Source organism: Pseudomonas sp. TE9122, assembly GCF_056278925.1.
On record NZ_JBWBQI010000001.1, the window covers coordinates 1,587,573 to 1,600,178 of the forward strand.

8 protein-coding genes are annotated in these 12,606 nt (G+C 62.9%); 1 reads left to right on the top strand and 7 read right to left on the bottom strand.

What is annotated here, in order from left to right; translation table 11 throughout:
* Nucleotides 1-104: 104 nt before the first annotated feature.
* From ACZ9BE_RS07015 to pvdM, 4 genes are all read right to left on the bottom strand, one after another.
* Nucleotides 105-1,754, bottom strand: a complete 1,650-nt coding sequence (locus ACZ9BE_RS07015; RefSeq protein ID WP_476249105.1) for a cyclic peptide export ABC transporter — start codon at nucleotides 1,752-1,754, stop codon at nucleotides 105-107.
* A 109-nt stretch (nucleotides 1,755-1,863) separates the two neighbouring features.
* Nucleotides 1,864-2,751 (bottom strand): dihydropyoverdine dehydrogenase, encoded by an 888-nt coding sequence (pvdO, locus tag ACZ9BE_RS07020; RefSeq protein ID WP_122747133.1) that lies wholly within the window; start codon nucleotides 2,749-2,751, stop codon nucleotides 1,864-1,866.
* A 36-nt stretch (nucleotides 2,752-2,787) separates the two neighbouring features.
* Nucleotides 2,788-4,074, bottom strand: coding sequence for a pyoverdine-tailoring periplasmic protein PvdN (gene pvdN, locus ACZ9BE_RS07025; protein WP_476249106.1), 1,287 nt, complete (start codon nucleotides 4,072-4,074; stop codon nucleotides 2,788-2,790).
* Entirely contained in the window at nucleotides 4,071-5,435 is a 1,365-nt protein-coding gene (pvdM, locus tag ACZ9BE_RS07030) for a pyoverdine-tailoring dipeptidase-like protein PvdM (RefSeq protein WP_095179475.1), read from the bottom strand. Before pvdM ends, pvdN begins: the two co-directional genes overlap by 4 nt.
* A 207-nt stretch (nucleotides 5,436-5,642) precedes the next feature.
* Between pvdM and pvdP the strand changes: the two genes are divergently transcribed.
* The gene (pvdP, locus tag ACZ9BE_RS07035; RefSeq protein WP_476249107.1) at nucleotides 5,643-7,268 is read left to right on the top strand and encodes a pyoverdine maturation tyrosinase PvdP; all 1,626 of its coding nucleotides are present in this window, start codon (nucleotides 5,643-5,645) and stop codon (nucleotides 7,266-7,268) included.
* Between the two features lie 580 nt (nucleotides 7,269-7,848).
* Here the strand turns inward: pvdP and ACZ9BE_RS07040 are convergent.
* From ACZ9BE_RS07040 to ACZ9BE_RS07050, 3 genes are read right to left on the bottom strand one after another with little or no spacing between them, the layout of a single operon-like run.
* The gene (locus ACZ9BE_RS07040) at nucleotides 7,849-9,243 is read right to left on the bottom strand and encodes an efflux transporter outer membrane subunit (RefSeq protein WP_476249108.1); all 1,395 of its coding nucleotides are present in this window, start codon (nucleotides 9,241-9,243) and stop codon (nucleotides 7,849-7,851) included.
* A gap of 7 nt (nucleotides 9,244-9,250) precedes the next feature.
* The gene (locus tag ACZ9BE_RS07045) at nucleotides 9,251-11,221 is read right to left on the bottom strand and encodes a MacB family efflux pump subunit (protein ID WP_095179478.1); all 1,971 of its coding nucleotides are present in this window, start codon (nucleotides 11,219-11,221) and stop codon (nucleotides 9,251-9,253) included.
* Complete coding sequence (locus ACZ9BE_RS07050) at nucleotides 11,222-12,385, bottom strand: efflux RND transporter periplasmic adaptor subunit (protein WP_095179479.1); 1,164 nt, start codon at nucleotides 12,383-12,385, stop codon at nucleotides 11,222-11,224. It abuts the gene before it with no gap.
* Between the last annotated feature and the right edge of the window lie 221 nt (nucleotides 12,386-12,606).

Below are 12,606 nucleotides of genomic sequence, written 5' to 3' on the forward strand. Positions count from 1 at the left end.
CTTGGCAGGTATAGTTGTTAATGGTTCTTATTCATCTCATTAAGACGAGGAAGCCGCGGCAAACCGGAAAAGTTTTTTCTCCGGCCCGGTCGCGGCTGCCTCGATCAAGCGGTTTGCAGTTCGCTTCTGACCTTGCCGGCCTCCATGCGCACCAGTTGATCGGCGACGTCGAAGTAACGGTCGTCGTGGGAAATCACAATGATGGTCTTGCCCAGACGCTTGAGGTCGGGCAGCAGCTCGGTATAGAAGATCCGCCGGAAGGTCGGGTCCTGATCCGCCGCCCATTCATCGAACACCAGCACCGGGCGCTCTTCGAGCCAGGCATTGACCAGTGCCAGGCGTTTGCGCTGGCCGGTGGACAGGTCGGTAGTGCTGAAGGCGCCGTCGCGCACGCTGACCTTGTGCGCGATCTCCAGACGTTCCAGGTAGCGGGTGGCATCCTGCGGCACTTCACGATCGCCCTGGATCAAGTCATCGAACAGGTAGTAGTCGGCGAAGATCGTCGTGAAGTTCTGCCGGTAATCATCGCGGTTGACGGCGGTGATCGGCTTGTCGTTAACGCGAATTTCGCCCTCGGTCGGCGCGTACAGGCCCAGGAGCAATTTGATCAGCGTGGTCTTGCCGCAGCCGTTCTCACCGACGATAAACACAATGTCGCCCTGTTCGATGCGCAGGTTCACCGGGCCGAGGCGGAACGGCTCGCTGCCGTCCACGGGAGGGAAGGCGTAGCGCACGTTGCGCAGTTCTAGGCTGTTGACGGCGGCCGGCTTGCCGCCCTGATCCTGCAGCAACAGGTGCGGTTCCGGTGAGGAGAACTGTTCGCTGAGTTCGGCAATGCGGCGGAAGGCAATCTGCGCGCGGCTGATGATTGGCAGGGTGCTGATCAGGTGTTCCAGCGGCCCCTTCATGTACAGCAGCACCAGAACGAAACCGCTCATCACCGCTTTGTCGGCACTCGGCCACAGCGATTGCAGGGCCAGGGCCATGCCGATGACCACGAAGAACAGCATCGAGCCAAACGACTTGGCGATGACGAAGGTGTTGATCGATCTGATCTGGGTATCGCAGATTTTCTCGGCGGTTTTCTGAATGCCGGCGACGAACATGCGCTGGCGGCGCGGGCGGTGAATGCGCAGTTCCTTGGCGCCTTCGGCAATTGCGTTGTAGTGCTTCTGCAGTTCGTCTTCGGAATCGCGCGCGGCGTAGAAACCGCGCATGCCTTTGGCCCGGGCGATGGCCTGGATGGTGGTGCCGATGGCGATGGCCACCAGCATCATCAGGAACATCGGCCACGACAGCATGGCCAGATAGCCGAGACAACCAAGGGTCACGGTCATGGAAATCGCCAGCGGCGCGAAGGCGAAGGCGAAGTCGCTGATGGTGTCGACGTCGTGGGTCAGCACCGGAATCAGGCGATGGCTGCGATAGCGTTCGATCTGGTCGATCGGCGCCGACAGGACTTTCTCCCCCAGCTCTTTGCGCAGTTTGGCGATGATGTGCTGGCCGACGTAGTTGGTGCCGATGTCCGACAGGATCGTGGTCAGCAGGGCCAGGGCACAGAGGCCGGCGAAGATCATCACCACGGTGCGGGTCAGGCCGTCATCGGAATGCAGGGCGTTGTTGATGGTCGCCAGCAGCACGGTGACGCTCAGGCCGCCGAGCATGCCGAGCACGATGGACGCCGAGACGATCAGGCGGAAGGGCTTGAGCAGGGCGAACAATTCGTTGATCGCCCCACGCGTAGGCTTGGTCATGGAGGATTCCTGCTTCGATGCGGAGGGAGTGCCGGTACTTAAGGAAAACGAATGGTCGCGGAGTTTCTTTAACCGAGCGCAGGCGTGGCTGCGCTCGTCGAGGGCGGGATCAGAGGTCGCGTACTACGCGAAAGCCCAGCCAGTCGCCCTTGCTGGTCGGCCAGCTGCTGTTGCGGTTGCCCGAGCGCGAGAAGATCGGCGCCTCGCCCCAGTCGTTGCCGCGCATGACCTGGCGTTCGCAGTTTTCCTGAGTCCATGGGCGACCGTCGGCGGGCACGCCGGAGTAGTCCGGGTGGTAGCAGTCGGCGGTCCATTCGTAGACGTTGCCGTGGGCGTCGAACACGCCAAACGCATTGGCCGGGAAGGTGCCGGCCGGCGAGGTGAAGTTGTAGCCGTCGGCTGCGCCGTAAGTGTTGGCGTGCCTGGAAATCTGGTAATCCTTGCCCTCATCGAACGGGAACGGGAAAGGCCCGGCGCTGCCGCCCCGGGCGGCGTATTCGCGGATCGATTCGCTTTGCAGGCGATAGGCGTGGCCGGTCTTTTTTGACAGCCAGTCGATGTAGCCCTGGGCTTCGGCGACGTTCATGCACACGGCCGGGTCGCGTGGCGTCTGTTTGAATTCCGGCTTGCCGGCGGTGCAACGACGGCCCGGGCGATCATCGAAGTCGTAAGGTTTGTTGCCGGTCTCGCGGACATAGGCGTCCCATTCGCCCACCAGCACCTGCGAGCGGCTGATAGCGAATGGTTTGCTGAACGTCACCGTGTGCAGCGGGCCTTCGTCGGGCTGCCGGCCGACTTCATCGTCCGGTGTGCCCATGGTGTAGCTGCCGGTCGGCAATACGACCATTTCCGGGCAGTCCTTGCAGTCCTTGAATACTTTGCCCGCAGCAGGCGCGGTCGCCGCCAGCGCGCTGCCGGGCAACAGCGCAGCGCAGAGGGCGCTTAGCGCCAGTGCGGGCAGGGCTTTGGAGAGGAGTGACGCGTGAGGCTTTTTCATGGGTCGTCTCTTTGAAAGGAAAACGGCAGTCGAGGGTCAGGCACGCAGCTTTTTGCCGAGGATGTCCATGAAGCGATCCACTTCGGCTTCGCTGTTGAGCAAGCCCGGGGCGGTGCGAATCACCGGCCCGACGTCGCGGCTGACCGCGTCGCAGATCACCCGGTTCTGCATCAGCCAGGCCGCCACTTCATCGCTGTCCTGGCCCTTGATCCGGAAGAAAGTGAAGCCGGCGGAGAACTGCGAGTCGAGCGGGGTGACCAGTTCGATGTTGCGGTGCTCTTGCAGGCGTTGCTTGAGGTAACTGTTGAGCTGATGAATGCGCGTCTGCACCTCGGCCTTGCCCAGTTGCAGGTGCAACTTGAAGGCTTCGTCCAGCGCCCAGCGATGCTCGAAGGCGTGGTAGCCGCCCGGGGTCATGATGGTCGAGAAGGCCGTGGCCTCGGAGAAGGTCGGCACGCTGGGGCTGACGTATTTCAGTTCTTCGGCGCGGCTGCAAACGATGCCGGTGCCGCGCGGGCCGAACATCCACTTGTGCGTGCCGGCGATGAAAAAGTCGCAGTTCATCTGCGGGAAACTCAAGTCGTCGACACCGAAACCGTGCACACCATCGACCACGTAAATCAGCCGATCCTTGTCGTCGCGCTGGCGGTTGTGCTCGTCGACCAGCCGCGAGATGTCGCTGATCGGCAGCTTCACGCCGCTGCCCGAATGCACCCAGGTCATGCCCAGCACACGGGTTTCGGGGCGGATGTTGCGATTGATCGTGTCGAGCACCTGATCCAGAGAAATGCTCTGCGGGGTTTCGAACAGCTTGAGTTTGCGCACGCGCGTGCCGTCACGACGGCTGCGGAAATCGAGAATGTTGCGCGTCGAATAATGCTCGTGAACCGTGGTGAGAATTTCCTGGTCCGCGCGCACCTGTACGCTGCCGTAGATCATCGCCAGGCCTTCGGTGGTGCTGCCGGTCAGGGCGATCTGCGCCGGTTTGGCTTGCAGGTACTGGCCGGCCCAGTGGCGCACGTTTTCTTCGCGCTTCTCGGTGACGCCCAGATCCCAATCCATCGCCAGACCCGGATTCAGATCCAGCGCCGCGCGATGGCGCTCGATCGCTTCGCGCACCGGTTTCGGATGCGAGGTGACGAGGAAATTGGCGAAGTGAATCGCTTGGGGATCCTGATCGAACATTTGACGCAATTGCGCCCATTTGTCTCGCGACGCAGTCGGCACGGCAGCGATGGCCGCCGGAGCACTCAGGCTGGCGCCCAGGGGCAGGGCGGCGGCGAGCAGGCTGGCCTGCTTGAGAAAAGTGCGACGATCGGTCATGGCCGGGCCACCTCCTGGCGTGACGCCAGCGCCGGTTTCGCGGCTTTTTGCACCTGATCCCAAACGCGCATGAAGTTGCCGCCCCAGAGCTTGGCGATATCCGCTTCGGAGTAGCCGCGCTGCAGCAGTTCGGCGGTGACGTTGCGAATCTCGCCGACGTTTTCCCAGCCCTTGATGCCGCCGCCGTCGTTGAAGTCCGAGGCAATGCCGACGTGGTCGATACCGATCTTGCGCACTGTGTAATCGATGGCGTCGCCGAAGTCCTTGAGGGTGGCTTTCGGTTCCTCTTCAAGGATCGCGTAGAGGCCGCTGGCGTATTGGCCGAGCTTCTGTTCCGACCAGGCGGTGATGATCGGATCGCCCGGCATCAGCGCCATGGCCAGGTTGGGCAGTGGCGGCAGATCGAAGCGCGCACGTAGCGCATTGAGTTTGTCCTGCGTGCCCTGGGTCAGCGGTTTCAGGTATTGCGAGAAGGCGACGACTTGTACCACGCCGCCACTGTTCTTGATCAGTTGCAGTTCTTTGTCGCTGAGGTTGCGCGGGATATCCACCGCCGCCCGGGGCGCCGAGTGCGAGGCCACCAGCGGTGTGCGGCTCAGTTCGGCGACTTGCTCAAGGGCCTTGGTCGACATTTGCGACACATCGATGATCACCCCCAGATCGTTCAAGCGCTGCACCGCTTGTTTGCCGATGTCCGACAGACCATCGAGGGCGTCGGGCGAATCATTGAAAAACGGCAGCGGCCGCGACGAGTCGGCCCAGCTGTTGTTGCCGATGTAACTGAAACCGAACATGCGCATGCCGCGCCCGGCCCACAGGTCGAGCTTGCTCAGGTCATTGCCCAGCGGGTAGGCGTTGAGCATGCTGATGAAAATCGCAAACTTGCCTTCGCCGTGCAGGCGGCGGAAATCATCTGGCGTGTAGGCGATGCCGGCCTGATTGGGGAAGTCGCGGACGATCCCGGAAATGATCTTGTAGCGCACCTCCTGCTGATTGCGCGCTTCTTCGACAAAACCCTCGGTGGGACGGTGCGGGGCGTTCGGGCCGTTCCACATTTCCGGCCAGCCGAACACCGTCAGCGCCGCGCCGGACAGGCGTCCGCGATTGGCCTTGATGAGGTCGAACTGGCCCGAGCCATCCTTGTCGGCTTCGTGGTCGTGGCTGCCGAAACTCAGCGGCACGGTGATGTGGCTGTCGAACGACAGCAGGCGATCCTGCAACTCCGTCGCCTGTTTCATCACCTTCACCGGATAGCCGGGGTTGTTCCAGTAATCCCAGGCCAGAAATCCTGCGCCGGCACTGATCGCCAGGGCCAGCGGCAGGCCGATGAATAGAGCCTTTTTCCAACGCGGTTTTGTCATTGCCATCTCATTCAGGTTCGCCGTCGAGGTACAGGCGCAGGGGCCTTTGCTATCTGGGAAGAACGAGTGGCTGCACGGCTAATTTAGGTGTGCGTTACAAATGCCCGGCAGCGGCGCAGGGATGTTTTGCCGGCGGCGTAAATTTCCCCGCCGAGCAAACGTTCTAGCTTGGATAAAGCCTGCTTCATGGCTGACACAGGTAGGGCAATGACGATCTCTCGACGCTGGTTCATGGCGGGCATGGCACTCACGGGCGCCGCGCTGCCTGCCGCTTTTTATGCACATCGTGAATTGACCCGCGAGGAGTTTCCGATCACCCCGGGCGAGGCCACGGTCGATCTGGCGGACACCGCCGGGCAACAGCTGGCGGACAATTTGCGTGGGGTCTGGGACATTCGCTTTACCGGTGCGGCGGCCGGGCTTGATGGTTTGCCGGCGCAAGGCCTGGAGCTGTTTCTCGACATCGCCCATCGTGGGCGCGGCCTGCGCGGTTATCTCGACACCGGCACCAATCTGCGTGCCGAAGGGCCTGTGCGTTATCAAGTGATTGGCGATCTGGCACCGGGCAACGGCGCCGAGATGTATTGGCGCCTGCTGCGCACCGATGAGCCGCTGGCGCCACCGGTGTATGAATTAAAAGTCAGACTGGATGAGGTCTGGGCGGCGTTCGGCAATGCCGGCAGCGCCACGTTCACCGGGCAGGTACTGCGCCTGGACCGGCCGTTGGCCTTGCCCGAGCTGGACAACCAGTTCATCGCCATCAAACGACGTTTTCCCGAGGCCCGTGAACGCACCGGTCTGAATCCGCAACTGTTGGCCTGGCTGGTGGCGCCCGAGCATCGGTTGTTCCACCAGCTCTGGCACGCCACCCGCGACAAGTGGCACAAGCTCTCGGAGAAAAAACGCGAAGCGCTGCGCGGCATCGGCTGGCAGCCCGGGCCGCGTGACAAGGAGCGCGACGCCCGTGGGCCAAGCAAGGATCGCAATGGCTCGGGTGTGGATTTTTTCTTTATGCATCGGCACATGCTAGGCATCGCCCGTTCGATGCAGGATTTGCCTTCCTGGCCGGCGTTCCCGCAGCCGCAGCCTGAGCTGGAACGGGACCGACAGGGATTCGCCCGCTATTTCGACAATCACGACGGCAATTCCCTGCCGCCGACCTGGCTGGCCGAGGGCGATGACGAGTACACCAAGTGGGTCAGCGACATCAAAGCGGCGGAGACTTTCCAGAGCAATTTCCTGGTCTGGGAATCGCAGTACCGTGACCCGCGTTATTTGTCGAAATTGACCCTTGGCCAGTTCGGTTCGGAAGTCGAACTGGGCCTGCACGACTGGCTGCACATGCGCTGGGCTTCGGTGGCGCGTGACCCATCCAACGACATTCCAGTGCCGATGGCGCGCGATCAGGCAGACTTCGCTGCGCGCTGGTATGCGCCGGAAAACGACTTTCTCGGCGACCCGTTTTCCTCCCATGTGAATCCGGTTTTCTGGCGTTTCCATGGCTGGATTGATGATCGCCTGGAAGACTGGTTCCGCGCCCATGAACGTTTTCACCCGGGCGAAGTGAGTCGTTTGGAAGTCAACGGCGTTCCGTGGTTTGCACCGGGACGCTGGGTGGAAGTCGCCGACCCCTGGCTCGGCCCCGACACCCACGGCTGCAGCACCGTGCCCGGGCTGCAAGTCGGACGCTCAGTGGAGATGGACCCGGAGACCATGAAGCTGGCGCTGCGTATCACTTTTGGCGACGAAGACAACATGACCGAGCTGTTCCGCAAAGTGCCACAGCGCCCTTGGTATGCGCGACACCTGAAGGTCAAGGGCCGACAGCTCTAGATTGGTTCAAACACACACACTCTCTGAATTGGTCGCAATCCCTTGTAGGAGCGAGCTTGCTCGCGGAGGCTTTTTTGGGGGCGGTGGGGGCATTTTGAGTGAGTACATATCCATCGCTGCGGTAACGACTACCTAAGGTTTCGCCCTTACGGCGACTCACTTTTTTTACAAACGCCTAAAAAAAGTAAGCAAAAAAACGCTTGCTCCTGCGTTCGGCCCTCGCAGGCTCGGGTCCCTTCGCTGCGGGATCGATCCGGGCGCAGCGTTTCCGGTTTGCTTCGCTGCACCTCCTTCCGCTGTGTCTGGCTGCGCCAGACGGTCGCTGCGCTCCCACGCCCGGATCAATCCCTCCGCTCAGCCTTCCGACGTCGCCGGTAGATCAAGATCAAAAGCACTCGAGCTAACGCTCATTGTTGAGTGGGGCGGCTTCGCCGCGGGCAGCTGCGCTGCTTTGCTTTTCTGTGGGAGCGAGCCTGCTCGCGATAGCGATCTCAAAGATACGAATGAACAGCAGATTTACCCTGATCCCTGTGGGAGCTGGCTTGCCAGCGAAGGCGTCAGTTCAGTCGACGCATCGCCCTCAGATCACTTCCCAACCACCCCCCAACGCTTTGTACAAGGCAATGCTCGCCTGCAAGCGCGACAGGCGCAGTTGCACGTTCAGGTCTTGCGCCGCATACAGCGTGCGCTGAGTTTGCAGGACGGTGAGCAGGTCTTCGGCGCCGGCCTGGTAGCGGCTCTGGGCGATGTCGAAAGCGGTCTGTGCCTGGTTCAGTTCTTCGCTTTGCCATTGCCGTTGTTCGTCGAGGCCGCGAATGCTGCTGAGGGCTTTTTCGACGTCGGCGAAGCCGTTGATGATTGCCCCGCGATAGGTCTCCAGCAGTTCATCCTGCCGCGCCTTGGCCTTGTCGCGTTCGGCGCTGAGGCGGCCGTTGTTGAAGATCGGCGCGGTCAGCCCCGAGGACAGGTTGTAGAACGTCGTGCGCAGCAGGTCGGCGGCAAGGTCGGCGCCGCTGCCGAGGCTGGCGGTCAGGGTGATTTTCGGCAGCATCGCGGCGCGGGCGACGGTGACATCAGCCTGCGCCGCCGCCAGTCTGGCCTCGGCGCTGGCAATGTCCGGGCGGCGACTGAGCAAGTCGCTCGGCACGCCACTGGCGATGTCCGGCCAGTGCAATTGGGCGAAGGATTGCTCGGGCAACGGCAACGCTTGCACCGGTTGGCCGAGCAGGGCGGCGAGGCTGATCAGTGCTTCGCGGGCCTGTTGTTGCACCAGCGGTAGGCGACGCTGTTGTTCCGCCACCAGGCTTTTCTGCTGGGCCAGTTCCAGCGCGGTGGCGCTGCCGGCGTCGAAACGGGTCTGCACCAGATGCAGCACGTTCTGTGCATTGGCCAGATTGAGTTCGGCGATGCGCGCCTGCTCACGCAGGGCCAGGGCCTGGGTGTAACTGTTGGCGACGCCGCTGAGCAAGGTCAGCTCGACGGTGGCGCGGTCGAACTCGCTGGCCTGCACACCGAACAAGGCACTGTCGCGCGCGGCACGCTTGCCGCCCCAGAAATCGATTTCGTAACTGGCGCTGAGCTCGGCGTCGTAATAATCCAGCGAGCGATTCTCGGGACTGACATCCAACTGGCTGTAGCCCTTGCCGTGGATCAGTTTCTGCCGGTTGGCGTTCAGCCCGGCCTTGAGTTCGGGCAGCAGCGGGGCGCCGGCAATGGTTGCGCTGGCCTCGGCCTGTCTGACCCGTGCCACGGCGGCGGCGAGGTCGTAGCTGCCCAGCCGCGCCTGTTCCACCAGCCGCTCCAGCTCGGGGCTGCCGAATTGCGTCCACCATTGCCGATTGCTCTGCAGCGCGCCGGGGGTGTCGGCGGACTGCCACGCGCTCGGTGGCTGCACGCCGCTGTCGAGGCGCGGCGCCGGGCTGCTGCAGGCTGCCAGCAACAGGCTGGCGGCGAGGAACGTCAGTCGCACTTTCATAGGTCGATCATTCACTGGTAAGGGCCGTGACCGGGTCAAGCCGGGCAGCTTTGCGGGCCGGCATGAAGCCGAAGATGACACCGGTGACCAGCGCACAGGCAAACGCACCGATCACCGCCAGCGCTTGAAAGGCGATCGCCACGCCACTGAGCAACAACACGCCGCCGACCAGCAGCGCCAGGCCGATTCCGGCAATTCCGCCGACCACCGAGAGCATCAAGGCTTCAGTGAGAAACTGACGGAGGATGTCGCGCTGACGGGCGCCGGTGGCCATGCGAATACCGATCTCGCGGGTACGTTCGCGCACGGTCATGAGCATGATGTTCATCACGCCGATACCGCCGACCAGCAGGGAAATCGCCGCAATCGCCCCCAGCATCAGCGACAGCGTGCCTTGCGTGCGCGCTTCGGCCTGGATCATCGCGGCATTGTTGGTCAGCTCGAAATCCTTCTTGCCGTGGTGTCGACGCAACATCGCCTGTTCGATGGCCTGTTCGGCGTCCTTGACCTTGCGCGCGTCCTTGGCGGCAATCACCACGTATTGTGGATTGCGGCTGCCGAACAGGCGCGTGCTCGCCGCCGAGTAGGGAACGGCGATGCGGTTGTCGCTATCGGAGTCGCCGGAGCTGGCGCCTTTTTCCGCAAGCACGCCGAGGATCTGGAACGGCACGTTTTCGATGAGGATGTATTGACCGATGGGGTCGGCGACATCCTTGAGCAACTTGTCGCGAACCTTGGTGCCGATCACCGCGACGGCGGCGGCGCTGTCCTCGTCGGCCTGGGTGAAGTAGCTGCCCTGAATCACCGGCCAGTTGAAAATCTGCGGAAAGTTGGTGTCATTGCCGCCGACGTAACTGCTGTGGTCGGCGTTGCCAAAGCGCACCCCGGCGGTCGAGCCGTTGACCGGCATGATCCGTTCCACCTGGGGCAGGGTGGACAGTTCGGCAACGTCGTCGAGGGTGATGATGCCCTCCGGCGTACGCGGGTTCGGCGCCGAGCCGCTGAGGTAAATGATGTTCGAGCCGAACGCGCCCATTTGTGCCATGACCTGACGCTTGCTGCCCTCGCCGACGGCGAGCATGACCACCACCGAGGCCACGCCAATGACGATGCCCAGCAGGGTCAGCGCCGTGCGAAAGCGGTTGATCCACATCACCCGCCACGCCGCTTGTACAGCGTCGAGCAGTTCACCTTTCCAGGCGCCGGTCTGGTTGCTGCCGCTGCTCAGGCGCTGGCGCAGGTCGACCGCTTGCAACGCCCCGGGATTGGCCGCGGGCGGCGCGCACGCGTGCTCGGCGCTGTCGCTGATGATCAGGCCGTCGCGGATTTCGATGATGCGTTTGGCCCGTTGCGCCACTTCGCGGTCGTGGGTGATAAGGATCACCACATGGCCCTGATCGGCGAGTTCGTCGAGCAGGGTCATCACTTCAGCGCCGCTGTGGCTGTCGAGGGCGCCGGTCGGCTCGTCGGCGAGGATGATGTGGCCGCCGTTCATCAGCGCACGGGCAATCGACACCCGCTGTTGCTGGCCGCCGGAAAGTTGGTGCGGACGATTGCCGGTGCGAGTGCCGAGACCGAGACGTTCCAGCAGCGCGTGAGCTCGGGCATGGCGCTCGGCGGCCGGGGTGCCGGCATAGATCGCTGGCATCTCGACGTTTTCCTGCGCCGAGCCGGACGGGATCAGGTGATAGCCCTGAAAGACAAACCCGAACGCTTCGCGGCGCAGCCAGGCCAGTTCATCACTGTCCAGATGAGCGACGTTTTCCCCGGCGAAGCGGTATTCGCCGCTGGTCGGTCGGTCGAGGCAGCCGAGGATGTTCATCAGCGTCGATTTGCCTGAACCGGAGGCGCCGACAATCGCAACGAATTCGCCGGCGTGGATCGACAGATCGATCCCGCGCAGCACCTCCACCAGTGGGCTGTCATCACCGCCGTAGGCTTTGCGGATCTGCCGCAGGTCGATCAGGGGCGTGTGCATTCAGCCTCCATGACCAGTGGCCGGCGCGCTGAGAACATGCTCGCCCTCGGCCAGACCTTCCAGCACCTGGGTGCGCAGGCGATCGTTGATGCCGGTGCGCACTTCCCGCGTTTGAATATCACCGTTGGCAGCGACGATCTGCGCCCGCTGCCACTGCGGACGCGAGCCCGGTTGCAGGGCAGCAGTCGGCACGGTCAGGGTGTCTTGCGCCTGTTCGGCGACGAAGAACACCTGGGCGGTCATGTCGGTCATCAGGCTGTGATCGGCGTTGTCGACGTCGAGCAGCACGGTATAAAGAACCACGCGTTCGCTGCCGCTGCGACCACTGGTAGGGCTGCCGCCCTGATTCTGTTCAAGCGGACGTGGTGGCACCGGCAGGATCTGCCGCACCGTGCTGCTCCAGCGCCGAGTGCCACCGCTGAGGGTGGTGAAGTAAGCGGTCATGCCCGGTTTGACGTGGCCAATGTCGGCCTCCGAAACTTCGGCCCATACCGTCATCGGCGACAGTCGGGCGATGCGCAGGATCAGCGGGGTCTGTTGCTGCGCGTTGAGGGTCTGGCCTTCGCGCGCACCGACGGCGACCACGGTGCCGCTCATCGGCGCGTAGATGCGCGTGTAACCGAGCTCCGCTTCGTCGCTGCGCAGGCTGGCCTGGGCCTGGCGGATCTGCGCCTGGAACATGTCGATGCGCGCCTGGGTTGCGCGAACCTCGGCGCGGGCGGTCTGCACGTCTTCCTCGCGGGTGGCGCCACCGGCGGCGAGTTTCTGCTGGCGCTGGTATTTCTGCTGCGCCAGATCGTGCTGGGCGCGTTGCTCCTGCAACTGCGCCTTGAGGTTTTCGATGGAAAAGCGCCCGGCATCGAGCTTGGCTTTCTGTGTCGACGGGTCGATTTCCACCAGCAACTGGCCTTCCTTGACCGTATCGCCAGCCTCGACGTGAATCTTCTGAATCTGCCCCGAAGCCTGCGCCCCGACATCCACATAGCGGCGCGGCTGCAAGGTACCGAGCGCCGTCACGCTGTTTTCGATATCGCCCCGGCTGACCTGCACAGTGGCAACGGCGTCGCGACCGGGTGGCAAAACCTGCCAGGCAGCAACGGCGATCACGGGAATCAGACAGAGGGCGGCAAACAGCGCGCGACGGGCGGGGCGGGGACGATTCATGCAGGGTTCCGGCCAGTGGTTGCGGCCCGTCGCAAGGCACGACAGACACAGGGGCTGTCCTGTAAACGAGGCATGGGCGACGGAATTTAGCCGCAGACACATCGAGTTACCGTAGCCGGGCGACGACTATTTGTCCGGGATATGGAATCAACTCTTTAAATCTATATGAGAATTACTATAAATTACGCACCTCAAGTTGCCACTATCTTGCTACTGCGTGA

Bases quoted from the DNA above. Each gene is read 5' to 3' on its own strand.
- pvdP (WP_476249107.1), top strand. From the start codon at position 5,643: ATGACGATCTCTCGACGCTGGTTCATGGCGGGCATGGCACTCACGGGC.
- pvdO (WP_122747133.1), bottom strand. From the start codon at position 2,751: ATGAAAAAGCCTCACGCGTCACTCCTCTCCAAAGCCCTGCCCGCACTG.
- pvdM (WP_095179475.1), bottom strand. From the start codon at position 5,435: ATGACAAAACCGCGTTGGAAAAAGGCTCTATTCATCGGCCTGCCGCTG.
- ACZ9BE_RS07015 (WP_476249105.1), bottom strand. From the start codon at position 1,754: ATGACCAAGCCTACGCGTGGGGCGATCAACGAATTGTTCGCCCTGCTC.
- pvdN (WP_476249106.1), bottom strand. From the start codon at position 4,074: ATGACCGATCGTCGCACTTTTCTCAAGCAGGCCAGCCTGCTCGCCGCC.
- ACZ9BE_RS07040 (WP_476249108.1), bottom strand. From the start codon at position 9,243: ATGAAAGTGCGACTGACGTTCCTCGCCGCCAGCCTGTTGCTGGCAGCC.
- ACZ9BE_RS07050 (WP_095179479.1), bottom strand. From the start codon at position 12,385: ATGAATCGTCCCCGCCCCGCCCGTCGCGCGCTGTTTGCCGCCCTCTGT.
- ACZ9BE_RS07045 (WP_095179478.1), bottom strand. From the start codon at position 11,221: ATGCACACGCCCCTGATCGACCTGCGGCAGATCCGCAAAGCCTACGGC.